Raw genomic sequence first — 25,479 nt, 5'->3', positions numbered from 1 at the left:
TGTGAATATTGGTCAAGCCGCAAAGCAGTCGGGCATCTCTGCCAAAATGATCCGTTATTATGAAAGTATCGGCCTGCTCACGGCTGCCCAGCGCAGTGCTGCCGGTTATCGGGTCTATTCCGAGCAGGATTTAAAAACCCTGAATTTTATTCGTCATGCCCGCGAGCTGGGCTTTTCTACCGAGCAAATGAAAGAACTGATTTCGCTGTGGAAAAATAGCGGCCGCCAGAGTGCAGAAGTGAAAGCGCTGACCTTAAAACATATTGATGAGCTGAACCAGAAAATCCAGCGTTTACAGGACATGGTCAATTTGTTGCAGCAATCTGCGCAGCATTGTCAGGGCAATCACAGCGCGGAATGTGCCATTTTGGACCAGATTGAAAAAGGCGGATAAGCCAGTAAGCAGCAGGAATCGAATTGCAGGAGGATGAATCAATGCAGATTCATCCTCCTTTTTTATGCTTTATTTACGGATTTGAATGGCAAACTGAATCACATGCGACTTCCCCTGATGCAGCTGTCCTTCATGACGTTCCACTTCACCGACAAAGAAATGCAGCAGATGATCTTGCTGGAAGATCTCTAGAAAATCACGTGGATCATACAGCATGTCAGGATTGCCCGGGCCACCGGTGGCATAGGCCAGTTGTGCTTTGGAATAGACCTCGCCAATGAACCAGCCACCGGATTTCAGGCTATGACGCACGCCGTGCAGTAATTTCTTCTGGGTCGGCTGATTGACATGACCAAACACGCAAATCGCATGCTGAAACTGGTTTTCCGGCCATTCTACCTGAATTAAATCCACCGCAGCGGTGTCCAAGGTCAGCTGTTTGGCCTGGGCATGTTTTTGGGCTTTTTCAAGCGCAACAGTCGAATAATCCCAGAGTAGTCCGGCAAACGGCAGTTGCTGTTCACGGGCGCGCTCGGCCAGATAAATCAGGTTACGGCCTTCACCTTCAGCAATGCCCAGCGTAGCGCCAGAAATCGCTAACTGCTGGGCCATCTGCTGAATAAAAACGTTGGCCGCTTCGCCATATAAATGATCGGTGCTGTGGTAGCGTTCATCCCATGGATTGCTAAAGCGAGGTGTCATATGCAGGCCCTTCATTGGTTAAAAATAAACGGGGGAGAAGATTAAGACTGGCCTTGACTATAACATATTATAAAAATATATATTGTTTTATTCGGCTTCGGCAAGTTGTATTTGGGTGAAGCCTGATGGGCCGGCTTTGCTGCGGTTAATATTCAGTGTATTTACTGCAATAGCGCTTCATCCGCAGGGCCTTCAGGCGTTATCATGGACAGATCAAAGCATTGGATTGCCTTATGAAAATTATTGCCGATGAAAATCTGGCCTTTACCGATTATTTTTTTGCCGAGTTTGGTGAAATCTCCCATCGTCCGGGCCGGACCTTAACTGCGCAGGACCTGCATGATACCGAAGCCTTACTGGTGCGCTCGGTAACCAAGGTCAATGCCGAACTGATCCAGCACAGCAAGCTGCGTTTTGTGGGCAGTGCCACCATTGGTACCGATCATCTGGATATTGCCGCGCTGGAACAGCAGCAGATTCGCTGGTCCAATGCCGCCGGCTGTAATGCACAGGCGGTTGCCGAATATGTGATTACCGCCTTACTGCATGTGCGTCCAGCCTTACTGGAAGCAGGCCAGCAGTTCTGTCTGGGCATTATCGGACTGGGCAATGTCGGTTCGCGTCTGGCGGTAATGGCGGAACTGCTGGGCTGGAAAGTGGTGGCTTATGATCCTTTGGTGCAACGTGAAAGTGTGCAGCAACTGGCATTGGCAGACGTATTGGCTCAGGCCGATGCCATTTCGATTCATGTGCCGCTGACCAAAACCGGTCCGTATCCGACCTATCATCTGTTCAATGCCGAAACCCTGGCCCAGATGAAGCCGGATGCAATTTTAATTAACTCAGCGCGTGGTCCGGTGGTGGCAGAGCAGGCATTAATGACCGATATCCAGCAGACCGGGCGTGCGGTGGTGCTGGATGTATTTGAGCATGAACCGGAAATTTCTGCCGAATTATTACATCTGGTCACGTTGGTAACGCCGCATATTGCCGGTTACAGTCTGGAAGGCAAAGCCCGCGGCACACAAATGATTTATGCCGCTTTTTGTGAAGTCTTTGGGCAAGTGGCACATAAACGCTTTGAAAACCAGTTGCCGCCGTGCAGCGATTATTTTAGTGGTCAGCCGTTAAAAGCCGCACTGCAACAGCATCTGCCACAGATGTATGATATTGCCGCCGATGACGCCAAATTACGTGCCTGCTTAAAAGACGGCAAGGTCGATCAGCAGGCCTTTGACCATTTACGCAAGACTTATCCGCTGCGCCGTGAATGGGCTGCGCATGGAGGGCCAGCCGCATGAGCCTGAACTATCAGCCGACCTGTAGTCTTGAGGCTATGCGCGCCCGCGCCAAGATGTACGCCCAGATTCGCCAGTTTTTTGCTGAGCGCGAAGTGCTGGAAGTGGAAACGCCTATTTTGTCGCAGGCCGGTGTCACCGATGTACATTTAAGCTCGGTACAGGCCAAGCGTCATGTATTGGGCCAGCAGCAGACGCATTATCTGCAAACTTCGCCTGAATTTGCCATGAAACGCCTGCTGGCCAGTGGCAGTGGCCCGATTTACCAGATCTGCAAGGTGTTTCGTGATGATGAGCATGGCCGCAAACACAATAGCGAATTTACCATGCTGGAATGGTATCGCCCGGGTTTTAGCCTGAAAGAGCTGATGTTTGAAGTCACCGATTTACTCAATCTGACCTTGGCACAGCGTTTTGGTGAAGTACGTCCAACGGTACTGAGTTATAAACATGCTTTTATGGATCGGCTGGATCTGAATCCGCTGCAAGCGACATTGCAGGAACTGAAAGCCTGCTGTCAGCGTGTCGGGCTAAGCCTCGATTTAGGTGATGATCGTCTGGGCTATATCGACCTGTTGTTCTCGCATATGGTTGAGCCTAGTCTGGGCTTTGATACGCCGGTATTCCTGACTGATTTCCCGCCGGAACTGGCCTCACTGGCCAAAACTCGTGTCGATGAAGATGGCGAACTGGTTGCCGCCCGTTTTGAGCTGTACATTGAAGGGCTGGAACTGGCCAATGCCTATGATGAACTGGCTGATGCCGAGGTGCTCCGTGGCCGTTTTGAAGCCGACAATCAGGAGCGGGAAAAACTGGGCTTGCATGTGATGCCACTTGATGAATATCTGCTCAGTGCCTTGCCTCAGATGCCGCCATGTTCAGGTATTGCGCTCGGTATTGACCGTTTATTGATGGTTGCCACCCAGCAGATGCGTTTGGAACAGGTAATTACTTTTCCGGCCGAACGGTCTTAAGGCGGCTTCATCCAGATCAGCACAGGGGGATGATTCATCCCTGATCAACAAAAATACCCGGGTACGACACGGGTATTTTTAATTTTATGACTCAATTTTAGCTTGCGGCGGTATATTCTGCTTTCAGCACTTCAATGGCTTTAATACGGCGCTGAATCAGCATTTCACCAATATCCGGGCCTTTAATCTCAGGCGGTAAATCCTGTGCTTTAATGCCGCGCACCACCTGCATGGCTTTTAGCACATAATTGGCCTGCGGATAGTCCCGATCTTCCATGCCTAAGCGGCCACGCGAATCACATTCACAGGCCTGAACAAAGGCTTCTACTCGTTCCGGACGACGCAATACATCCAGACGCTGTAACAGACGCCATAAGGTGCCCGGTTTCAAGGTTAGGGCTTGATGGCATTTTAAATGTTCCTTGCACACCGCCAGTGCCAGCTGTTTGGTATAGGTCGGCACTTTCAGGCGGTCACACAGGTCAGTAACCGGCTGAATGCCACGCTCTTCATGCATGATATGACGCGGTAATTCATTGGCCGGGGTCAGGGCTTTGCCCAAGTCATGTACCAACACGGCAAAACGCACATCCAGACTGTAATTCTGGCGGCAGGCCTGTTGCAGGGACATTAAGGTATGCACGCCGCAGTCAATTTCCGGATGATATTCCGGGCGCTGTGGAATCCCAAACAGGGCATCAATTTCCGGGAACAAGGCTTTTAAGGCACCGCAGCGACGCAGCACTTCAAAGTATTCATCGGCATGATCTTCCTGCAAGGCGCGTGCAGTTTCTTTCCAGACCCGTTCCGGGGTTAAGGTATCCAGCTCGCCAGATGCTGCCAGCGTGCGCATCAGGGTCAGGGTGTCATCGGCCACACGAAAGCCCAGCGCTTTATAACGCGCAGCAAAACGGGCAATTCTGAGTACACGTAATGGGTCTTCAACAAAGGCGTCGGAAACATGACGCAGCACTTTTTGCGCCAGATCCTGCTGTCCACCATAAGGATCATAGACCTGGCCGTTTTCATCCATGGCCATGGCATTAATGGTCAGGTCACGACGGATTAAATCTTCTTCCAGCGTGACATTGGGTGCAGTATAAAACTCGAAACCATGATAGCCCTGACCGGCTTTACGTTCGGTACGGGCCAGTGCATATTCTTCTTTTGATTCAGGATGTAAAAACACAGGGAAGTCTTTGCCCACGGGCTGATAGCCTTGGGCCAGAAGCTGTTCAGGTGTTGCCCCGACAACCACATAATCTTTTTCGTGATAGGGGTGCCCCAGCAAATGATCTCGCACCGCACCGCCTACTAAATAAACTTGCATGAAAAAACCTCTATTCTTGAGGTCATCATGCAACAGAATAGAGGTTTTCTCAAGTCAGAATGCCGAGCTTTTCACTCGGCATTCAGTTTTTATAGCGCGTCTTGTTCCGCTTGCTGAATTTCTGCCACGGTTAACGCAGTCATATTCACCACACGACGGGTGGTCGCTGTTGGCGTTAAAATATGTACCGGTTTCGCTGCGCCCAGCAAGATTGGACCAATGGTCACGTTGCTGCCTGAAGTCGATTTCAGCAGGTTAAACGAAATATTGGCTGCATCCAGGTTCGGCATAATCAGCAGGTTAGCTGAACCTTTGAAGCGTGAGTTCGGGAATGCGAAATGGCGAATATTTTCATCCAGTGCTGCATCACCATGCATTTCACCTTCCACTTCAAGTTCTGGTGCAATCTCAGACAGAATATCAAACACTTTACGCATTTTTTGCGCGCTGGCATCGTTCTGGTCTGAACCAAAGCTTGAATGCGACAGCAGGGCAATACGTGGTGTTACACCAAAACGGCGTACTTCTTCAGCCGCCAGAATGGTCATTTCCGCCAGCTGTTCAGCGGTTGGATTACGGTTGATGTAAGTGTCGGCAATAAACAGGTTACGATCTTCCAGCATCAGTGCATTCAAGGTGAAGAAAGTATTGTGACCTTCTTTCAGACCAATGATATTGCTAACGAAGTCTAAGTGAATGTCGTAGCTTGAATAAGTACCACATAACATACCGTCAGCCAGACCGTGTTTCACCAGCATTGCGGCAATTAAGGTCGAGCGGCGACGTGCTTCACGCTGCGCATATTCAGGCGTTACACCTTTACGCTGCATGATGCTGTAGTAATCATCGGCGAATTTTTCGTAATCCGGGTTTTTCTCCTGGTCAACAATAGTGATATTCACACCATGTTCCAGACGTAAGCCCAGTTTCTTGATATTCGCTTCAATAACCGCAGTACGACCCACCAGAATCGGTTGCGCCAGACCTTCGTCCACTGCAATTTGTACTGCACGTAAAACGCGTAAGTCTTCACCTTCTGCATAGGCAATGCGTTTCGGATCGGTTTTCGCCTGTGCAAAAATTGGTTTCATCATAAACGCAGAGTTATATACAAACTCTGACAGACGTTGATGATAAGCCGAGAAGTCCTGAATTGGACGTGTTGCCACACCTGAATCCATCGCTGCTTTGGCGACCGCAGGAGCAATTTCAAGAATCAGAAGCTGATCAAGCGGACGTGGAATTAAATAGTCACGACCAAATGAAGCAGATTTTTCACCATAGGATGCCGCATCTGCTTCTACGTGTGCCATACGTGCAATCGCGTGTACGCAGGCAATTTTCATTTCTTCGTTAATGGTGGTTGCACCCACATCCAGCGCACCACGGAAGATGTACGGGAAGCACAGCGCGTTATTCACCTGGTTCGGATAGTCGGAACGGCCGGTTGCCATAATTACATCATCACGTACTTCGTGGGCATGTTCAGGCAGAATTTCCGGGTCCGGGTTAGCCAGAGCGAAGATGATTGGATTAGCCGCCATCTGCTTGACCATTTCTTTGGTCAGAATACCGGCAGCAGAGAGACCGAGGAACATATCGGCACCGGCAATCACATCGGCCAGTTGGGTCGCTTCAATATCCTGTACGTATCGTTTTTTCGACTCGTCCAGACCTTCACGTTTAGTGGTCAATAGACCGCGCGAGTCCGCCACAATAATATTTTCTTTTTTCGCACCCAGGGCACAAAGCAGATCCAGGCACGACAGGGCAGCAGCACCGGCACCTGAAGCCACAATCTTGATTTCGGCAATATTTTTGCCATTCAGCTGTAGCGCATTCAGCAGCGCAGAACCGACGATAATTGAAGTACCATGCTGGTCATCATGGAACACCGGAATGTTCATGCGTTCACGCAGTTTTTGCTCGATGTAGAAGCATTCTGGTGCCTTGATGTCTTCAAGGTTAATCCCACCAAAGGTTGGTTCGAGTGCAGCAACGATATCAACGATTTTGTCTGGATCATTTTCAGCGATTTCGATGTCAAATACATCGACGCCGGCGAATTTCTTGAACAGAACGCCTTTACCTTCCATAACCGGTTTAGACGCTAAAGGACCGATGTTCCCTAAACCTAGTACAGCGGTACCGTTACTCACCACGGCAACCAGGTTGCCACGTGCTGTATACAGTGCTGCAGTAGAAGGATCTCGCTCAATCTCTAAACATGGTGCCGCGACACCAGGTGAGTATGCAAGCGCTAAGTCACGTTGGTTGACCAGCTGCTTACTTGGGGTAACGCTGATTTTACCTGGAGTAGGAAATTCGTGATAATACAAAGCCTGCTGTTTTAATGATTGATCGTCCATCTGAATCTCGTATGTTACTGTGTCCAGCGATGCTGGCGGTTTGTGCTAAATCTGCTCGAATATACCATTACTTACGCACTAAGCACAGTCAAAGCTGCGCATTTTTAGAACAAACTTAGAAGTTTAAGCTATAGATTAAGATTCACTAACAATAAGTGGTGTCTGCATTTTTTCACTCAGGAAGCGGGTCGCATCCTGTTGTGGCAGCGGTTTGGAGAATAAAAAGCCCTGGGCGATGTCGCAATCGAGCTTTCTGAGGTACTGAAGTTGATGTTCAGTTTCAATACCTTCAGCGACAATGGTCATGCCCATGGCTTTGCCCATGGCAATCATGGCACTGACAATGGCTTCCTGCTTGCTGTGGCCAATCTTGGACACAAAGCTGCGGTCGATCTTTAAAACATCTATAGGAAAATCGGTTAAGTAAGAGAGGGAAGAATAACCGGTACCAAAATCATCCAGCGAAATATGAATATGGCGCTTCTTGATTTCTTCCAGAATATATTTGACCTCGTCGGTATTTTCCAGCAACGACGATTCAGTAATTTCCAGTTCCAGGCTTTCACCGGAAATATGATAGGTATTGAGCGCCTCATCAATATCTTCCAGCAAATGTCCGCGTTGTAGCTGCTGCGCCACAATATTGACCGAAACCCGGATGTTATCAAAGCCCAGTGCCTGCCAGTCCCGAATCTGCTTGGCGGTTTGCTGAATTACGATATGGCCAATCTCTGAAATCAGGCTGGTTTGCTCGGCAATTGGAATAAATAAGCCGGGTGGAATCAGGCCTTTTTCCGGATGGTTCCAGCGTACCAAGGCTTCAAAACCGGAGACCTGCTGATCATGGAAATTGATTTTTGGCTGGTAATAGACGATCAGTTCATCATTTTTAATGGCCTGACGTAAATCGCGCTCAATGTGCACGTCCTGCTCTAACAGCTTGGTGGTTTCCAGCGAATAGTATTTGGTGGTATTGCCACCCAGACGCTTGGCTTCCGACAGCGCCTGTTCGGCACAGTTGTTTAAATAATCCAGCTGCCGGCCATGTTCAGGATATAAAGACACGCCCATCGACAGGGTAATAATATGGTCCTGACCCTGGATATTAAACGGCGCCGAGAAGGCTTTGGTAATACGTTCGCAATGCTGCTGCACCGATGGGCGAATATGTGACAGCTCATAAATAATGGCAAAGTCATCGCCATTTAAATGCGCCACCAACAGCGCTTCGGCATTAATGAGGCGTAAACGCTGTGCCACCTGTCTTAGCAGTTCATCGCCGCCATTATGGCTTAAATATTCATTCAGCACCCGGAACCGGTCGATGTTCAGACGAATCACCGCCAGTTGTTTAATCGAATCCTGATGGGACACCAGATACTGATGCAGCTGATAGTTATAATAAAACCGGTTAGGCAGATCGGTCAGCGTGTCATAATTTTCCAGATAGGACAGGCGCTGTTCCTGCCGGCGGCGCTCGGTTAAATCCGAGACAATCCCGACATAATGGGTAGAGCGGTTCTGCTCATTGCTGACGGTATTCATGTGCAGGCGGATGGTCAGCTCTTTGCCCGACAGGTATTTTTCATCCATTTCGCCATCATATTCGCCTTCTTTGAGCAGTTGCTTGACAATGGCATTGTGCATACTGCGCTGCCGTGATTTGTAATTGCTGGCAATATCAAACAGATGTTTGCCAATAATCTGCTCGCGACTAAAGCCGGTCAGCTGTTCAAAGCACGGATTGACCTCAATATAACGCAGGTCCTCATTCAGAATAAAAATCCCTTCTGCTGCCTGCTGTAGTACGCTGGCGGTCAGTTTCAGGCGTTCCTGATCAGTTTTTTCCTGATGGATGTCACGGCGGATACCGACCATGCGTAATGGACGCCGGGTTTCGGGGTCACGCTCAATCACACGGCCAACATCATGTACCCAGACCCATTTGCCATTGCTTTGCTGTACCCGGTAGGTCACTTCATAGCGGTCGGTCTGGCCACGCAGATGCTGCTTCATGGTGTTACGAAAATGCGCCAGATCATCCGGGTGAATCAGTTGCTGCAGTTTGTGATGATGGGCTTTGGAGCCGGACATTTTCAGCTGCTGGTGTTCATTGGTCAGGGTAATCAGGCGATGCTTGATGTCCCAATCCCATGGTTTTAACCCGGCCACTTCATGCGCCAGCACCAGATTGGCCTGTTGATCTTGCAGGGCTTTATGGATTTGCTCCAGATCAAAGGTCCGCTCTTTCACTTTCTGTTCCAGCATCTGGTTATTAAACTGCAACTGCTGCTCAATGTCTTTGGAGCGGTTCATTTCCGTTTGCAGTTGCTGGCATAGCTGGTCGGTCCAGGCCACTTGCTGTTCGGCCTGTTTTTTCAGCTGATTATTCTTGAAATAGACGCTAGATAGCCGGCGATGCATGTGCATGGAGGTATTGGCACAAATCAGCAGACAGATTAAGGCAAAGTTGGTGGCCAGATAAAACAGCGGTTCGGTGTTGCTGTTAAAGAACAGTGGGGAAATTAAATACGGCACAATGGCCGGAATAAATACCAGCGAAAAATAGCTCAGGCGCTGGGTTAAAAAGGTGAGGGCAAAGGTCTGGCTAATAATCACCAGCAAAGCCGCCAGAATAATGGCCTGATAGGTGCTCATCTCCAGACTGTACTTCGGCAGGAAATAGTACAGCAGGGCAATGCCAATACCAAGGCTAATACCAACCAGCAGGCATACCAGCTTGATCCAGCGATGTGCCATTTGAATACTGTATTGACCGGGCTTAAAGCGCATTTCATTAAAGAACAGGCAGCCGGCCAGCCCCAGTTCACTCAGCAGGAACCAGGCATTAAACGCGAAAGTTGAAAAATTAAAAGAGTAGTGAAAAATAAAATAAATATAAAAACAGAGAATGAGGATGCTCAGCAAAAAGAAGCGCATCAGCCGGATTGTATTGGTGATTTGGGCAGCATACAAATACTGCTCCATGAGCTCATCCTGATGGTCTGACATATATCCCCAAAACCCTATAAATTACAGAGTATGTAAAAATCCATTTTATTTTATGAATAACCTGATATTAGGTGAAATTGTAAAATAATATTTTGAGATTAGTCAGTAAACTTTAAAAAAGCAATCATCTGACTCAGTATTCAGCTAAAAATAAGACGAATTACACGCTGAAGTTAAAATTTAAAATAGAAAGTGCGACCACAGGCGCAGTTTCAGTTCTTAACACGCGCTCGCCTATACACCAGTTCACAAAACCTTTCGTATTTGCGCTACTGATTTCAGCCTCGCTCAGGCCGCCTTCAGGCCCAATTAACAGGGCAAGTTCTGGCGTGGCATTGTGTAAGACATTCACTTCATCTTTGTTGGGTGCTAATACCAGTTTAGTCGCTGGCAGATTGGTGTCGAGCCATTTTTCCAGCGACATCGGCGGGAGAATTTTAGGCACAATATTCAGACCACATTGCTCACAAGCAGCAATGGCGATACCTTGCCAGTGATCCAGTTTTTTCTGGTCACGGTCGTATTTCAGACGCATTTCGCAGCGTTCAGAGGTGAGGAGCTGAATCTCGGAAACGCCGAGTTCCACCGCTTTTTGAATGGCATAATCCATCCGGTCGCCCTTACTCATGATCTGACCGAGCAGGGCCTTGAATTTAGGTGTACGGTTGCCCGGATTAAAGCTGTTGACCATCACCATTGCTGTTTTTTTCTGAACGTCGGTAAGGGTCACTTCATATTCGCCACCTTGTCCATTGAACAGGGTGGCTGTGTCGCCCACTTGTGCACGCAGTACTTTACACCAATGGTGAAACACGGTTTCGGTCAGCGCGAGCTGCGTCTCAACCGTTAATTCAGCTTCAATATAAAAACGTGGCATAAAGTACAACTCGCAAAAAGAAAATTAGGCTAAGCCAAGATCAGTCACAAGCTGACGGGTAGGCTCGGTATTGTTCATGGTGTAGAAGTGCAGACTTGGCGCACCACCTGCAATCAGGCGTTCACAGAATTTCAGCACCACTTCATGACCGAAGGCTTTAATCGATGCCGTGTCATCACCATATGTCGCCAGTTGCTTGCGAATCCAGCGTGGAATTTCAGCACCAGTACTATCGGCAAAGCGAATCAGGTTGCTGGCATTGGTAATTGGCATAATACCCGGCGCCACCGGAATATTGACACCGGCTTGCTGAATACGCTCAACAAAGTAGAAGTAGGCATCCGGATTGAAAAAGAATTGCGTTAAGGCTGCATTGGCGCCGGCATTTACTTTTTCAACAAAATGCTGAATATCTTTATCAAAGCTTTCCGCTTGTGGGTGCATTTCCGGATAGGCAGCCACTTCAATATGGAAATGATCACCGGAATGTTCACGAATAAAGCGGACTAGATCCTGTGCATATGGCAATTCACCCAAGCCAACCTGACCGGATGGCAAGTCACCACGCAGTGCCACAATACGGTCAATACCTTGTGATTTGTACAGGTCCAGCAATTCGGCAATACGGGCTTTATCATCACCAATACAAGACAGGTGAGGCGCAACCGGTGTGCCTTTGCCATTGAAGTCGTTAATGGTCGATAAGGTACGTTCACGAGTTGAACCACCAGCGCCATAGGTCACCGAGAAAAATTCTGGATTTAAAAGCTGAAGCTCTTGGTGTACGGTCTTGAGTTTTTCTGCACCGGCATCAGTTTTGGTTGGGAAGAACTCGAATGAAATCGGAATCTGTTTTGACATGTTGAAATCCTTTTTATAAATACTTTTTATTCACCCTCTCCCTGACCTCTCCCAAAGGGAGAGGAGTATTCATTACTGAATAACGCAGAGTCTTGGCTCAAATTACTTAAATTTCACAAGTAAAACTCGTAATGTAAATGATTTGAGAGTTCACCCTCTCCCTATGGGAGAGGGATGGGGTGAGGGCTAATTAATATTTATAAGCATCCGATTTAAACGGACCTTCAACCGCTACACCTAAGTAGTCCGCTTGTTCTTGCGTCAATTGCGTCAGAACGCCGCCAAAACCTGCAACCATTGCAGCTGCAACTTCTTCGTCCAATTTCTTCGGAAGCAGTTCAACGCGAATCGCGGCTTGTTTTTGATCTTCAGGAAGATCAGCAAATTTCTCAGCGAACAAGTGCATTTGACCTAAAACCTGGTTGGCAAATGAACCGTCCATCACGCGTGATGGGTGACCTGTTGCGTTACCCAGGTTCACTAAACGACCTTCAGACAGCAGGATCAGGTAATCGTTTTCATTTTCTGAACGATACACCTGGTGAACTTGAGGTTTCACTTCAACCCACTTGTAACCACGTAGGTAGTTGGTGTCGATTTCAGTGTCAAAGTGACCGATGTTACATACAACAGCACCTGCTTTTAATGTATCCAGCATGGCAGCGTCACAAACGTGGTAGTTACCCGTTGTTGTTACGATCAGGTCAGTGTTTAAAAGAAGGTCAGCGTTAACGTCTTCTTTCTTGCCGGTTTGAACACCATTTTTGTATGGAGAAACCACTTCATAACCGTCCATGCAGGCTTGCATTGCACAGATAGGATCGATTTCAGAAACACGTACGATCATGCCTTCTTGACGAAGTGATTGCGCAGAACCTTTACCTACGTCACCGTAACCAATGACCAGCGCACGACGACCAGATAAAAGCATATCGGTTGCACGTTTGATGGCATCGTTGAGTGAGTGACGGCAACCGTATTTGTTGTCGTTTTTAGACTTGGTTACTGAATCGTTTACATTGATTGCAGGTACTTTCAGAGAACCGTCTTTCCACATTTCAAGCAGACGTTGTACACCTGTGGTGGTTTCTTCAGTAATACCGTGGATTTTCGCCAAAACTTCTGGGTATTTTTCGTGAACAAGTGCAGTTAAGTCACCGCCATCGTCCAGAATCATGTTGGCATCCCAAGGCGTGCCATTCACGTTAATTTGTTGCTCTAAGCACCACACGTATTCTTCTTCAGTTTCACCTTTCCAAGCGAACACAGGAACACCAGACGCAGCAATGGCAGCAGCAGCGTGGTCTTGAGTCGAGAAGATGTTACAAGAGGTCCAGCGTACTTCAGCGCCAAGTTCAACCAAAGTTTCGATCAGAACTGCTGTTTGGATTGTCATGTGGATACAACCCAGGATTTTAGCGCCAGCAAGTGGTTTAGCCGCAGAGTAGCGTTTACGCAGACCCATCAGGGCTGGCATTTCAGCTTCTGCAAGTTTGATTTCTTTACGACCGAAGTCTGCTAAAGTGATGTCTGCTACTTTGTAATCAGTAAATGAAGCATTAACCGCGTTCATCACGATCTCCTTAATAAAAACAATTGATCATTCAGTTCGCGGATGCCGTTGTTGATCAAAGCGGATGTTTGACCGATGGTCGAGCCTAGCGCTTTTACATTTCGTACCTGTAAAACGTCGCAGCATCCCTCGACTAGCGCAGTATTGTACTTGGAAATTGCCCAGAGTTCCAATCTGAAATTGTTGAATATCTGGCTAAACTGTTCCTGTTTCTCGCTGTAGTGTTCTTTGATCTCCAAAACAATTAAAAATTCCGGCTAATCCAGCGCCTATCTCCATGCATCAATATAAAAAAGCCCATCATCTGATGAGGTTTTGATCGGGTTGAATGGGTTAATCGGCAGCTTTGGCTTTTTCGGCCCAGTAATCTGCCTGTGCTTCATTAATCTCGACCCCCAGGCCATGTTCATAAATACAAGCCAAATCGCGCATGGCCTGTGCATCACCGAGTTCAGCCGCTTGCTGAACCAAATTTACCGAGGTCGGAATATCTTTTTCTACCACATTCCCACGACGATAATAGCCAGCCAGCTCCAGAATTGCGCCTGCATGTTTCTGTTCGCTTGCTTGTTTCAACCAGTAATAGGCTAACTCAAAGTGAGTTTTGGAATCTTCAGGATCATCTTCCTGCACGTCTTTGGCATAGACGGTATAACCTTCGCCCAACCAGTACATGGCTTCCAGATGACCATTTTCAGCGGCTTTTAAGGCCCATTCTTCAGCCAGCAGGTTGTCATCTTCATGCTCGCTTTGCATATACAATTCAGCCAGCTCAAACTGGGCATCGGCTTGGCCTGTAAGCGCACGGTTAATCAGGGCGGGAGGAACAGTGATGGCGTCCGACATGGTCATATCCAGAAAATATTTGCTATAAGCCTAAAAGGTCTGCCGGAAAAAAGCCAATCTGAAATGAAATGTTTTGAGTCATAGCGCAAAATTGCTCGCTAAATTGCGGTAATTTTAAACTTTTAAAATATCAAGTATAGTGCAAATGACTATATAAAATTACAACAATAGCCTTGTATTTTAACCCTAAATTCTCCGAAGATAAGATTTTAAACGGTTATAAAAATGGAGTTTCCATGCAGCTCACTAAAACCTGTCTTAGCTTGGGGTTAGCCATGAGTATCTCTCAGTTTGCTTTTGCAGATTGGGTGGATGATGCCGCTACAAAAGTCGAGCAGCATACCATTCAATTGCGTCATCATATTCACGCCAATCCTGAACTTGGCAATATGGAATTTAAAACGTCGGAACTGGTGCAAAAAGAATTACGTTCTTACGGCATTGAAGTGAAAAAAGGCTTTGCCAAAACCGGTGTGATTGGCGTATTAAAAGGTGCAAAACCGGGTCCAATTGTGGCCTTGCATGGCGATATGGATGCCTTGCTGATGAAGGAAAAAGCCCAAGTGCCTTTTGCAAGTAAAGCCAAAGGTATTTATTAGGGCGCAGAAACACCGGTCGCGCATGCCTGCGGACATGATACCCACACTGCCATGTTGTTAGGTGCAGCTAAAGCACTGGCAGAAAATAAAGATAAAATTGCCGGAACCGTGGTCTTTGTATTCCAGCCTGCGGAAGAAGGTGGTGCCGATATTGATAACTTCCTGAATGGTGATCAGGTCGGTGCACGTAAAATAATTGCCGATGGCGCACTGAATAATCCAAAACCTGAAGTGATTTTTGGGATGCACGTGATGGCGGGTATGCCAAGTGGCAATATCTTCTATAAAGATGGTGCGGCTTTAAATAGTGCCGATGGAATCCGCGTGACTTTAACCGGTCAGCAGGTACATGGTTCCATGCCGTGGAAAGGACGTGATTCTATTGTCGCCGCGGCTGATATTATCCAGAATTTACAGACCATGGTGTCGCGCCGTGCCGACTTGAGTAACGGCATGGGCGTGGTCAGTATCGGCCAGATTCAGGGTGGTACCAGTGGTAATATCTTGCCTGAACAGGTTTCGATGATCGGAACCATTCGTTCCAATCATGAAGATATCCGTCAAAGCATCTACAAAAACCTGCCAACCATGATTGATCACACCGCGCAAGCCAATGATGTAAAAGCCAAAGTGGAAATTTCACCGTATGCGCCGGTCACCACCAATGATAAAACCTTAACTGAATTGATGGCGCCATCTTTAATTCAGGCCGCGGGTGAAGGTAAGGCGCATGTTTTAGAACATAACCAGAGCGCCAGTGAAGACTTTTCTTATTATGGCCAGCTGATGCCATCTTTATTTGTATTCCTGGGTGCGACACCGGCTGATCAGGATATGAGTAAAGCCGCACCGAACCATAACCCGTACTTTATTGTCGATGATAAAACCTTAAAAACCGGGGTAGAGTCGCATATGCGTTTTATTCTGGATTATCCAAAAGTTGCCAGCCAGGTACAAAGTGCATGGAAGGCGAAAAAATAATACTCTTGAATATATAAATCCCAAGAGCGAAAAAACGGAGCAGATCGGCTCCGTTTTTTATGACTCATAGATAGAACAATCAAATATCCGCTTTGAAATATAAAATTGAGCAGGAGAGAGTTAGGTAATAACGATGGAAGTTTAACGGAACCCATATATCAAAATAGCCTAAGTTATTTAATCTCTTTTACCTCTCAGAACCTGATCATGCGTTAATTATAAAATGAAGATTAAATATTCCTTGTTTGCGTCTGTTATGACTTAGAGAGAAAACCAGGATAAGGGAGTTTTTGATTTATCAGAGGATGGATAACAGCAGTCGATGTAAACCAATTCATCTTTAATTTAAATTACTTACAAAAATAGAGTTGAGCGGAGCCGTAGCATTTTTTAAGTTAGACCCATACAACGGAACAAAAAAAGAGAAGAAAAAAATGGTGAACTTTCTAACCGCAGAAGATGCAAAAGTGCTTTCGGCGCATGCCAATCTGGACATCAACCTGTATAAAGCGCGTTTAGCCAGTTTAATTGAAGAGAATGCCAAGCAGGGCAACACTGCAGTATTTACGGTATTGCCCAAACATTTGCCTTTGGAAGAAATTCGCAATCTCTCTGCCGAACTGACCCAGCTTGGTTATCAGGTACGTTTTGAAGTCAGTGAATTCTTTTACAGCTTTAATGTGTACTGGATTTAAACTCGCCCGACAATTTACGCGTTGGCCTGATAGTCCTGAATGACTTCTAACGCTGCACGGAAGGCTTCTTGCGTGGCCGGTGCGCCGCAATAGGGCAGGCTATGCAGTAGTACTTCCTGAATTTCTTCCACTGTCGCGCCATTATTTAAAGCCCCGCGTACATGACCTTTTAATTCAGTCGGGCTTTTGAGCGCAGTTAAAAAGGCAATTGTCACCAGTGAACGATATTTGCGCGGCAATACATCTTCACGTTGCCAGGTAGAACCCCAGGCATGTTCATTAATCCAGTCCTGCAAAGGCTGGGTAAACGGCACAGTATTGTCCTGCGCACGTTTCACAAAACTTTCACCCATGACTTCTGTACGTACTTTTAAACCATTGTCATAATCTTTTTGTGACATCTTGTTTCCCTCAATATTGTTTTCGATGTAGCTTAACGGCTTATGTAGTCTATACCATTGGAAGATGGTCGTAGAATGCCTGTCAGAAGTGTCATTTCCAGTCCATAAAAAAGTGGCCCGAAAGCCACTTTATGTAAGTCGCCGCTAAAAGCGTATAAAAGCTTCCGGATCCTCTTTATGATGATCTGTGGCCAATTGTGCGGTGCCACCGGTTTTCGGTTCTGCTGAAGTTGCCGGAGGATGAGCTTCCGTATCGACACCTAAAGGTTCAATTAAATGCGGATTGTCTAGTGGCAGGGTCTGTTCCAGCTGCATATCGAAAATATCGGTCAAAATACTGTCAAAGCGCTGCGCGTTATAACTGAGTAGCTGGCTAGCTTCTTCGGGTTGAATCGCGCCGGTATTTAGGGCATCGGCAATGTGTTCTTCAAAACTGAGGCCATCAAAACTGCCTTTGGCTTCAGCTTTTTTAAAGCGATCCCACAGCGGTTCAATCTCGGTTAAGCTCCGGAAGGTACTTTCCATCCGGCCAAAGACATCGTCCGGGTCCGTGTTATAGAAAACATGCTGTTTCAGCTGCTGGCGAAAAGCATTGTCCTGCATCATGCTCATGGCCACATCACGTTTCAGCTGATCGCTTGGTGGCTGCAAGGCACGGCCCCACGGGAAGCAGATCAATTTCACGACGCCAGCCGCCAGCTGCATAGGGAAATTATTGAACAGTCCAAAGAAGGCTTCTTGTGCATTAAACAGTGCTTTGTCTAAAGCCAGTTGCGCATGCAGTTGCTCATCTGCGGTTTTTTGCCCATGTGCATAGTATTTTAAGATGGCGGTGGCAATAAACAGCTGCGCATGAATATCGGCCAGGCGTCCGGACAGCATTTCCTTGCGTTTAATATCACCGGCCAATAAACCCAGACACATATCGGCAGTCAGGGCAAAGGCCGCACTAAAACGGTTGATGGTTTTGTAATAAGGCCGGCTAAATTCATCGGCTTGTTGCGGAGCATCAGATGAACCGCCAAACCAGCCAAAGGCAAATGCGCGCGCAGTCCGGTTAAAGGTATAACCGAGATGATGGTAGAACAGTTCATTAAATTGTGTCAGCGCGGCATCTTTATCAGGGGCTTGTAGCAGTTGTAATTCTTCATACAAATACGGATGGCAACGCATAGAACCCTGGCCAAAAATCATCAGCGAGCGGCTTAAAATATTGGCCCCTTCAACGGTAATGGAAACTGGAATGGCCTGATAGGTCAGCGCCAGAAAGTTCCGTGGACCCAACTGGATGGCGCGGCCCCCGACCACATCCATACCATGATTAACCACACGGCGCATAGACTCTGTGGCATAGTACTTGGCCATCGCGGTCATCACGGCAGGTTTGCCGCCCTGATTCAGTCCACAGGTCACCAGATAGCGAAAGGCTTCCAGCATATAGGTTTCACTGGCAATATCACTGGTGACTTCCTGTACGCCTTCAAATTTCCCCACCGACAACTTGAATTGCTGGCGGATTCGCGCAAAAGCACCGACATTTAAATAGGTCATTTCCCCGGCAGCGGTTGACAGTGCCGGTAAGGAAATCCCGCGACCGACGGCCAGACATTCCATTAACATGCGCCAGCCTTTACCGGCATTTTCCACACCACCGATAATCCAGTCGAGTGGAATAAACACATCCTGACCTTCGACCGTGCCATTCATAAATGGTGAACCGGGATGATGGCGCGGCCCGACTTTTACTCCAGCATGATTGGCCGGCAGTAGCGCACAGGTAATGCCATAGTCGGTTTTAGTCTTATCGCCGAGTAAACCGTCCGGATCGTACAGTTTAAAAGCCAGACCAATCACGGTGGCAATGGGCGCCAATGTAATCCATCGTTTGGAGAAATTCATTTTCAGACCCAGTACGTGCCGGCCTTCAAACTGGCCATAGCAGACCACGCCAGTATCGGGGATGGCACCGGCATCGGAGCCGGCTTCCGGGCTGGTCAGCCCAAAGCAGGGAATTTCTTCGCCTTTGGCCAGACCGGGCAAGTAACGTTTTTTCTGCTCATCGGTACCGTAGTGCAGCAGCAACTCACCCGGGCCTAAGGAATTGGGCACCATACAGCTGACCGCGGCGGTTAGGGAGCGTGAGGCAATTTTGCTCATAATCCGGCTTTGCGCAAAAGAACTGAAAGCCTTGCCGCCGTATTCCTTGGGAATAATCAGGCCCAAAAATCCATGGGTTTTAATAAACTGCCAGGTTTCAGGAGATAAATCTTTGTGCTTATGATGGATTTCCCATTCATCCAGCATGTTGCACAGCTGTTCCACTTCATTGTCTAAAAAGGATTGTTCCTCCGCACTGAGCGTAGGATAGGGATATTGCTCAAAGGTATCCCAGTTGGGCGCACCCATAAACAGCTCTTTTTCCCACCAGCTGGTGCCGGCATCCAGTGCTTCACGTTCGGTGCTGCTCATGCTTGGCATGGCTTGTGACAAAGCCTTATACGCGGGTTGGGTGATGATTTTCATGCGCAAGGCATCCACCATCACAATTATGCTTAGCACAATTAAAGGAATGCCTAAAATTAAGGACCAGGGATTAATAAAGGCAGAGACAATACTGACCGCGATCAGGGTCATGGTACCGCTGTTGCGAGACAGCTGAAAATAGAAAATCGCCCACAGTGTAAAAACAAGAATGACGATACTGAGTATAAAAAGCATTATTGTATTTCTCCCGGCTGCTACAGCATCACCGTGCCTGCAAGGAAAAATGAAAGAAATGCTGCTTCATTTTGTCTGAAGTCATCCGGTGAAGGCTGTTCTTGGAACTTCGGTATCGTTTTTTTAAATATCAAGACCATCAAAACGATTGCTAAAAACAAACTCTATGGATGAAGATTGGTTGAAAAATGATCGCTATTCAAGTAAGAACGCGCAACGAAATGTGAAGATAAGTAAGGGTTTAGCAGCTAGGTCAAAGAATGATAGAAATTTACTTCTGGTTTAAATGAGGGTGTTTTTAAAGATGAGCCGTCTTTGGGGCTAAGAGGAAATAGATGATTTCTCTGAGCTAAAAATTCTGATCCGAGGACGATGTAAAAATTTAAGTAAAAGATGACCTTGTAAAAAAGCCCCGAATCCGGGGCCTTGTTTTCTAAGCTTAGTTTTCTCAGCTTATGCTTCGATGGTTTGTACACTAATTTTCTTGGCAGGATCAGTCTTGCGACGTACTGCTGGAACTGGCTCGCCGTAGTATTGACGGTCTGCAAAATAACTTGAGCGCACCATTGGTGCAGACCAGATATTTTTAAAGCCCAGTTTGCGGCCATGTTCTGCATAACGCTCAAATTCTTCTGGTGTTACAAAGCGGTCAATTGGTGCATGCTGTTTTGATGGCTGTAAATATTGGCCAATAGTCACATAATCTACATCATGTGCTCTCAGATCATCCAATAATGAAATCACTTCTTCTTCAGTTTCACCAATACCCACCATCAGGCCACACTTGGTTGGAATTTCCGGGCAATATTCTTTAAACATTTTCAGCAGGTTTAAAGAGTGCTGATAGTCTGAACCCGGACGCATGGCTTTATATAAACGTGGCACGGTTTCAATATTGTGGTTAAACACATCTGGCGGACATTCAGTCATAATGCGCAGCGCAATATCCATACGGCCACGGAAATCCGGAACCAGAATTTCCAGCAGGGTATTCGGACTTAAGGCACGCGCTTCTTTAATACAGTCAACAAAATGCTGTGCACCGCCATCAAGCAGGTCATCACGGTCTACCGAGGTAATGACCGCATATTTCAGACCCAAGTTGGCAATGGTTTCAGCCATATGACGCGGTTCATCCGGATCAAGTGCATTCGGACGACCATGGGCAACGTCACAGAACGGACAGCGACGGGTACAAATATCACCCATAATCATAAAGGTTGCAGTACCACCACCAAAACATTCTGGCAGGTTCGGACAGGCTGCTTCTTCACATACGGTATGTAGTTTTTGCTGACGCAGTGTCGATTTGATCCGTTGAACTTCTTCTGGCGCCGCCATCTTGACCCGAATCCAGTCCGGTTTGCGCGGCGTTTCAACCGTAGGCACAACTTTTACAGGAATACGAGCGACCTTTTCTGCGCCACGAAGTTTAACACCCTGTTCTGGTTTACGGTTTTCAGACATATTCAACTTTTCCACTGTTTTGACGGGGGAGATATTCGAAAAATAGCGCCTCCATTATAACGGACTTGGGTGCAAATAGGAAAAAAACGATATTCATTTAAAAAATGTGGCTATCACGCAATATATGCTAGGTAAATACAGAAAATCATGATGTTTTCAGTCATAATATGCATATGAGATATAAACAGAATAGATTAGTTTAAGGAGCGTTGAATGCCACGTAAAAAAGAGGTGGTTGCCGGAACTTTCGTTAAATATGATGCGGTGGTCTTAGGTTCTGGTCCTGCAGGTGAAGGCGCAGCAATGAAACTTGCCAAATCGGGCATGCGTGTTGCTGTGGTGGATATGCGTGAGCAACTCGGCGGTAACTGTACTCACGTGGGCACAATCCCAAGTAAGGCGCTGCGTCAGACGGTATCCAGCATCATCCGTTACCAGCGTGATCCGATGTTCCAGAAAGTGGGCGACTGGAAACAGTTCACCATGAAACAGGTGCTGCGTAATGCACATAAAGTGATTCAGCAGCAGGTCGATACCCACTCGCGCTTCTATGACCGCAATAAAATTGATATCTATCACGGTCGTGCTTATGTGCAGGACAAAAATACCGTGCTGGTATTCAGTCCGGAAGGCATTAAGGAAACCCTGATTTTTAAGCAGCTGGTGATTGCAACCGGTTCACGTCCGTATCGTCCAGAAATTTTAGATTTTAACCATCCACGTGTATTCGATTCAGACAAGATTCTGGATCTGGATTTCTCGATTCAGAAAATTATCATTTATGGTGCCGGTGTCATTGGCTGTGAATATGCCTCGATCTTCATTGGTTTGGATCATAAAGTCGACCTGATTAACACCCAGCATAAATTGCTCAGCTATCTGGATGATGAAATCTCCGATGCCTTGTCTTATCACTTGCGTGAGCAGGGTGTGTTAATTCGTCACAATGAGCAGATTGATCATTTGGAAACCTTTGATGATCACGTGGTGCTGTATTTGCAAAGCGGCAAGAAAATTAAAGCTGATGCTATCTTGTGGTGTAATGGCCGTTCAGGCAATACCGATGGCCTGGGTCTGGAAAATGTCGGCCTGAAACCAAACAGCCGTGGTCAGCTGACTGTAAATGAACAATATCAGACCGAAGTAGAAAATATTTTCGCTGCCGGTGACGTGATTGGCTGGCCATCTCTGGCGTCTGCTGCCTATGACCAGGGGCGCTGTGCTGGTGCCAACATGAGTGGCGAAGAAAATGTCGCACCAGTGACTGATATTCCAACCGGTATTTATACCATTCCGGAAATTTCTTCAATTGGTAAGACCGAGCAGGAACTGACCGAAGAGAAAATTCCGTACGAAGTGGGTCAGGCTTCTTTCCGTCATCTAGCACGTGCGCAAATTACCGGTGATACGGTTGGTGAATTGAAAATTCTGTTCCACCGTGAAACTTTAGAAGTATTGGGTGTACATTGCTTCGGGAATAACGCGGCAGAAATTATTCACATTGGTCAGGCGGTGATGAACAGCCCGAACAATACCATCAAGTATTTTGTAGAAACCACATTTAACTATCCAACGATGGCAGAAGCGTATCGTGTGGCGACCTTAAATGGTATGAACCGTCTGTTCTAAGCGGTTGCTCATACTGAAAAACCCGTAAACACAGTTTGCGGGTTTTTTTATGGTTGGATAAAAAGGATAAATATCCTGCAGTCAAAGTCCTGAACATTGGTAATATTCAGCATCCCAAGTTCAGTTCCTGCTTAGAACGGCCGGCTTCCGGCAAGGCTGATACGTTTTAACAGACGGCACTGCTCGGCCGGAAATGGACGACGGGAATGCAGGGTGACCTGATTATCCCAGAACACAATATCACCGACTTCCCACTGATGCTCATAGGCAAATTCTGGTTGAAGCAGATGGGCACGTAACTGGGCAATCAGTTCGCTACCAGCCTGATCTTCATAGTTTTCCAGTTCCACTTCGGTATGGGTATTGAGCCACAAGGCTTTACGCCCAGATTCTGGATGGGTGCGCACCAAAGGATGTGGATAGGCATGGCTTAAAACCGGTTGATCTTTAAAGCGATACAGCGGACTGTTGCCATAAACGCCGTCTTGCGACGAGGCTTGGGTTTTCTGCCGGCGGACAAAAGGGTTGTAAATAATCAGTTGTAGCTGGTCGATATGTGCCTGAGTATCGGCATCCAGGGCATTATAAGCTTTGATGGTATTAATCCAGCTGGTCTGGCCGCCATCTTGTGGCAGTTCAATGGCATACAGCAAAGAGCCAAAGGAGGGCAGCGGTGTCCATTGATGATTGGCATGCGGGCTTAATTCACCATGACCAGTATAATCGCCTTGTCCTACCGCATTGGAAACAGGCACGATATCGGGTGATACACCGCTATCATCCTGCGCGGCCAGTACAGGCGTGTCGGCAGCGGGACGAAAAATTGAACCGAAATAGGTGGTAAAGGCCAGATACTGTAAATCATCCAGCTGTTGCTGTTTGAAAATTAAAACTAAATGTTCTGCCAAGGCCTGTTTCAGCCGGAAAATGGTTTCACCCGATTGAGCCTTGCGCGCATCTAATCCATACACCACCGCACCAAGAGCCTGGTCAGTGTGTGGAACAATCCGGATTTCGCTGCCGTCCTGAAATTGATCGGCCTGATGCCAGCGCGGTGCATCATGAATGGCTTGGGAAAGTGGGGTCAGACTGGTCATGTTTAAATTTTTCTCTCAGTGTTATTGCCTCAAGAAAATTTAGAAAAAACCACAGGCCAAATAAAATCAGAAGAAATGCTAAACTTATGAAAAGGCTATAAAAATAATTAAATATATGATTTATATTCTTTTAATTAAAACAGCAAACCAAATAACTGAATTTGCTGTTTCGGGATTTGTTGTTGATGCTGCGGGTTTTTAAACATCAATGTGCACAAAACGCCTGATTAAAATATTCGAATAGTTGTGGCGTTTGCATCCATAAAAAAATCGATAAGCCAAAAAGGGCAGTGATTGCGAGTGTGAGCAATACTTTAAAATTAAATAAAGAATTAATCATGAATGACATGCTCCTCATCTACCCAAAAATGTACCAAGACCGCAAACGCACTTAAAGCAATAGAAACAATCCAGATTGCATTATAGTTACCTGTCAGATCGTGGTTTAGACCGCCAAGCCATCCACCAAAAAAAGAGCCAACTTGGTGTGTGAAAAATACAACGCCACTGAGCATGGTCAGGTATTTAATTCCAAACATATTTGCCACAATACCATTGGTTAAAGGCACTGTAGATAACCACAATAAGCCCATAATGATCCCGAATGCATAAATTGTCCAGATGCTTAAAGGTAGAATTAAAAAGGTGATAATGGCAATACCGCGTAGTCCGTAAAGCCACATCAGCAAGTGTGGTTTCGAATAGCGACCACCTAACCAACCTGCGGTATAGGTGCCTACAATATTAAATAAACCCACCAGTGCCAGAAAAACTGTGCCTGTGGTTGCATTAAAGCCATGATCAATTAAGTAGCTAGGTAAGTGAATCCCGATAAAGACTACTTGAAAACCACAGACAAAAAAGCCCAAAGCTAAAAACCAAAAGGGTTTATGGTTTTTGGCGATCACCAAAACTTGCTTAAAGCCTAAAGCGGGTTGGCTGACTGAACTTGCATTGGAGTTTTGATACATGGGTGCTTTGAGCATCCATGCCAAAGGAACAATTAATGCAATTAAAATCGCACTGACAATTAAAGCGCCCGACCAGCCCACACTTTGTAATAACAATAAGGTCGATGGCAACATAATAAATTGCCCAAACGAGCCTGCAGCACTGGCAATACCCATTGCAAGGCTACGCTTTTCTGGAGGAGCAGCACGACCCACTGCAGAAAGTAGTACAGGGAATGAGGTCGCAGAAAGCGCTAATCCTAAAATTAAACCCACACTTAAATTTAGCAATAAGCCTGTTGAGCTGACGGCCATAAGTAATAAGCCGAGTGTATATAGTGCGCCACCGACTGCAACTACAATTTTACTGCCGTATTTGTCTGCAAAAGCACCTGTGATGGGTTGGACTGCACCCCAAATCAGGTTTTGCATGGCAATGGCTAAACTAAAGACATTATGTCCCCAACCAAATTCATGGCTCATAGGCACCAAATACAAACCAAATGCATGCCGAACCCCAAGCGATAATGCCAAAATAATGGCACTTCCAATTAACATATAAATTAGAGGTTTGGAAAATTGAGCATTCGACATAAGGCATCCACGTATGGCTAACAGCTTGTTATGGTAGTCGATTCAGCCGCAGATCGCGATAAAATAAAATTCATCAAATGATAAAATTTTTTTATGGCTGCATCAAAAAAGA

General features: G+C 46.7%; 18 protein-coding genes and 1 pseudogene. 6 read left to right on the top strand and 13 right to left on the bottom strand.

Annotated features, from left to right (window positions below):
- The first annotated feature begins 1 nt into the window (after position 1).
- Entirely contained in the window at positions 2–394 is a 393-nt protein-coding gene (gene cueR / locus P253_RS06540; protein WP_005179173.1) for a Cu(I)-responsive transcriptional regulator, read from the top strand.
- Between the two features lie 69 nt (positions 395–463).
- On the opposite strand, the gene P253_RS06535 is transcribed toward cueR, so the two are convergent.
- Positions 464–1,096 (bottom strand): class I SAM-dependent methyltransferase, encoded by a 633-nt coding sequence (locus P253_RS06535; protein ID WP_016659218.1) that lies wholly within the window; start codon positions 1,094–1,096, stop codon positions 464–466.
- Between the two features lie 233 nt (positions 1,097–1,329).
- Here P253_RS06535 and P253_RS06530 point away from each other — a divergent pair, with 233 nt between their 5' ends.
- Both P253_RS06530 and epmA read left to right on the top strand, forming a co-directional pair.
- Positions 1,330–2,397, top strand: a complete 1,068-nt coding sequence (locus tag P253_RS06530; RefSeq protein ID WP_005179168.1) for a 4-phosphoerythronate dehydrogenase — start codon at positions 1,330–1,332, stop codon at positions 2,395–2,397.
- On the top strand, positions 2,394–3,368 hold the full coding sequence (gene epmA, locus P253_RS06525; RefSeq protein WP_016659217.1) for an EF-P lysine aminoacylase EpmA: 975 nt from the start codon (positions 2,394–2,396) through the stop codon (positions 3,366–3,368). The genes P253_RS06530 and epmA overlap by 4 nt, the downstream gene beginning before the upstream one ends.
- Before the next feature lie 97 nt (positions 3,369–3,465).
- Here the strand turns inward: epmA and P253_RS06520 are convergent, their stop codons facing one another.
- The 7 genes from P253_RS06520 to P253_RS06485 all read right to left on the bottom strand — a co-directional run bounded on the left by P253_RS06520 (position 3,466) and on the right by P253_RS06485 (position 14,236).
- Entirely contained in the window at positions 3,466–4,698 is a 1,233-nt protein-coding gene (locus P253_RS06520; protein ID WP_016659216.1) for a multifunctional CCA addition/repair protein, read from the bottom strand.
- 89 nt (positions 4,699–4,787) lie between these two features.
- Positions 4,788–7,067, bottom strand: coding sequence for an NADP-dependent malic enzyme (locus tag P253_RS06515; RefSeq protein ID WP_016659215.1), 2,280 nt, complete (start codon positions 7,065–7,067; stop codon positions 4,788–4,790).
- A gap of 135 nt (positions 7,068–7,202) precedes the next feature.
- The gene (locus P253_RS06510) at positions 7,203–10,079 is read right to left on the bottom strand and encodes an EAL domain-containing protein (RefSeq protein ID WP_035363240.1); all 2,877 of its coding nucleotides are present in this window, start codon (positions 10,077–10,079) and stop codon (positions 7,203–7,205) included.
- A gap of 160 nt (positions 10,080–10,239) precedes the next feature.
- Entirely contained in the window at positions 10,240–10,956 is a 717-nt protein-coding gene (locus P253_RS06505; RefSeq protein WP_016659213.1) for a 16S rRNA (uracil(1498)-N(3))-methyltransferase, read from the bottom strand.
- Between the two features lie 24 nt (positions 10,957–10,980).
- The gene (gene metF / locus P253_RS06500; RefSeq protein ID WP_016659212.1) at positions 10,981–11,817 is read right to left on the bottom strand and encodes a methylenetetrahydrofolate reductase [NAD(P)H]; all 837 of its coding nucleotides are present in this window, start codon (positions 11,815–11,817) and stop codon (positions 10,981–10,983) included.
- Positions 11,818–12,007: 190 nt separating this feature from the next.
- Positions 12,008–13,390: an adenosylhomocysteinase gene (gene ahcY / locus P253_RS06495; RefSeq protein ID WP_005179150.1), complete on the bottom strand. Its 1,383-nt coding sequence runs from the start codon at positions 13,388–13,390 to the stop codon at positions 12,008–12,010.
- 333 nt (positions 13,391–13,723) lie between these two features.
- A complete protein-coding gene (locus P253_RS06485) occupies positions 13,724–14,236 on the bottom strand; it encodes a tetratricopeptide repeat protein (RefSeq protein ID WP_016659211.1) in 513 nt (170 codons plus the stop codon).
- 236 nt (positions 14,237–14,472) lie between these two features.
- On the opposite strand from P253_RS06485, the pseudogene P253_RS06480 reads away from it, so the two are divergent.
- Together P253_RS06480 and P253_RS06475 are read left to right on the top strand one after the other, a co-directional pair.
- Positions 14,473–15,816 (top strand): annotated as a pseudogene (locus tag P253_RS06480) (amidohydrolase).
- A gap of 434 nt (positions 15,817–16,250) precedes the next feature.
- The gene (locus tag P253_RS06475) at positions 16,251–16,511 is read left to right on the top strand and encodes a hypothetical protein (RefSeq protein WP_005179143.1); all 261 of its coding nucleotides are present in this window, start codon (positions 16,251–16,253) and stop codon (positions 16,509–16,511) included.
- A gap of 14 nt (positions 16,512–16,525) precedes the next feature.
- Here P253_RS06475 and P253_RS06470 read toward each other — a convergent pair whose 3' ends face one another.
- From P253_RS06470 to lipA, 3 genes are all read right to left on the bottom strand, one after another.
- Complete coding sequence (locus tag P253_RS06470) at positions 16,526–16,912, bottom strand: carboxymuconolactone decarboxylase family protein (RefSeq protein WP_016659208.1); 387 nt, start codon at positions 16,910–16,912, stop codon at positions 16,526–16,528.
- A gap of 144 nt (positions 16,913–17,056) precedes the next feature.
- Positions 17,057–19,630 carry an acyl-CoA dehydrogenase gene (locus tag P253_RS06465; protein ID WP_016659207.1) on the bottom strand — a complete coding sequence of 858 codons (2,574 nt, stop codon included), beginning with the start codon at positions 19,628–19,630 and terminating at the stop codon, positions 17,057–17,059.
- 453 nt (positions 19,631–20,083) lie between these two features.
- Entirely contained in the window at positions 20,084–21,097 is a 1,014-nt protein-coding gene (lipA, locus tag P253_RS06460; protein ID WP_005179140.1) for a lipoyl synthase, read from the bottom strand.
- A gap of 213 nt (positions 21,098–21,310) precedes the next feature.
- Between lipA and sthA the strand changes: the two genes are divergently transcribed.
- On the top strand, positions 21,311–22,726 hold the full coding sequence (gene sthA, locus P253_RS06455; protein WP_016659206.1) for a Si-specific NAD(P)(+) transhydrogenase: 1,416 nt from the start codon (positions 21,311–21,313) through the stop codon (positions 22,724–22,726).
- 131 nt (positions 22,727–22,857) lie between these two features.
- Here the strand turns inward: sthA and P253_RS06450 are convergent, their stop codons facing one another.
- Positions 22,858–23,823 carry a TauD/TfdA dioxygenase family protein gene (locus P253_RS06450; protein ID WP_016659205.1) on the bottom strand — a complete coding sequence of 322 codons (966 nt, stop codon included), beginning with the start codon at positions 23,821–23,823 and terminating at the stop codon, positions 22,858–22,860.
- Positions 23,824–24,155: 332 nt separating this feature from the next.
- Positions 24,156–25,367, bottom strand: coding sequence for an MFS transporter (locus tag P253_RS06440; protein ID WP_016659203.1), 1,212 nt, complete (start codon positions 25,365–25,367; stop codon positions 24,156–24,158).
- Positions 25,368–25,479: the final 112 nt, after the last annotated feature.

The organism is Acinetobacter indicus CIP 110367, from assembly GCF_000488255.1.
In the GTDB taxonomy this organism is placed as follows: domain Bacteria; phylum Pseudomonadota; class Gammaproteobacteria; order Pseudomonadales; family Moraxellaceae; genus Acinetobacter; species Acinetobacter indicus.
Note: the sequence above shows the minus strand (reverse complement) of the source record. Positions and strands in the feature narration are given on the sequence as shown.

What these genes read in the sequence shown, in the direction of transcription:
- P253_RS06450 (WP_016659205.1), bottom strand. Translation starts at nt 23,823, where the DNA reads ATGACCAGTCTGACCCCACTTTCCCAAGCCATTCATGATGCACCGCGC.
- metF (WP_016659212.1), bottom strand. Translation starts at nt 11,817, where the DNA reads ATGTCAAAACAGATTCCGATTTCATTCGAGTTCTTCCCAACCAAAACT.
- P253_RS06475 (WP_005179143.1), top strand. Translation starts at nt 16,251, where the DNA reads ATGGTGAACTTTCTAACCGCAGAAGATGCAAAAGTGCTTTCGGCGCAT.
- P253_RS06440 (WP_016659203.1), bottom strand. Translation starts at nt 25,367, where the DNA reads ATGTCGAATGCTCAATTTTCCAAACCTCTAATTTATATGTTAATTGGA.
- epmA (WP_016659217.1), top strand. Translation starts at nt 2,394, where the DNA reads ATGAGCCTGAACTATCAGCCGACCTGTAGTCTTGAGGCTATGCGCGCC.
- P253_RS06530 (WP_005179168.1), top strand. Translation starts at nt 1,330, where the DNA reads ATGAAAATTATTGCCGATGAAAATCTGGCCTTTACCGATTATTTTTTT.
- sthA (WP_016659206.1), top strand. Translation starts at nt 21,311, where the DNA reads ATGCCACGTAAAAAAGAGGTGGTTGCCGGAACTTTCGTTAAATATGAT.
- P253_RS06520 (WP_016659216.1), bottom strand. Translation starts at nt 4,698, where the DNA reads ATGCAAGTTTATTTAGTAGGCGGTGCGGTGCGAGATCATTTGCTGGGG.
- P253_RS06535 (WP_016659218.1), bottom strand. Translation starts at nt 1,096, where the DNA reads ATGACACCTCGCTTTAGCAATCCATGGGATGAACGCTACCACAGCACC.
- P253_RS06510 (WP_035363240.1), bottom strand. Translation starts at nt 10,079, where the DNA reads ATGTCAGACCATCAGGATGAGCTCATGGAGCAGTATTTGTATGCTGCC.
- lipA (WP_005179140.1), bottom strand. Translation starts at nt 21,097, where the DNA reads ATGTCTGAAAACCGTAAACCAGAACAGGGTGTTAAACTTCGTGGCGCA.
- P253_RS06515 (WP_016659215.1), bottom strand. Translation starts at nt 7,067, where the DNA reads ATGGACGATCAATCATTAAAACAGCAGGCTTTGTATTATCACGAATTT.
- P253_RS06505 (WP_016659213.1), bottom strand. Translation starts at nt 10,956, where the DNA reads ATGCCACGTTTTTATATTGAAGCTGAATTAACGGTTGAGACGCAGCTC.
- ahcY (WP_005179150.1), bottom strand. Translation starts at nt 13,390, where the DNA reads ATGAACGCGGTTAATGCTTCATTTACTGATTACAAAGTAGCAGACATC.
- P253_RS06465 (WP_016659207.1), bottom strand. Translation starts at nt 19,630, where the DNA reads ATGCTTTTTATACTCAGTATCGTCATTCTTGTTTTTACACTGTGGGCG.
- P253_RS06470 (WP_016659208.1), bottom strand. Translation starts at nt 16,912, where the DNA reads ATGTCACAAAAAGATTATGACAATGGTTTAAAAGTACGTACAGAAGTC.
- P253_RS06485 (WP_016659211.1), bottom strand. Translation starts at nt 14,236, where the DNA reads ATGTCGGACGCCATCACTGTTCCTCCCGCCCTGATTAACCGTGCGCTT.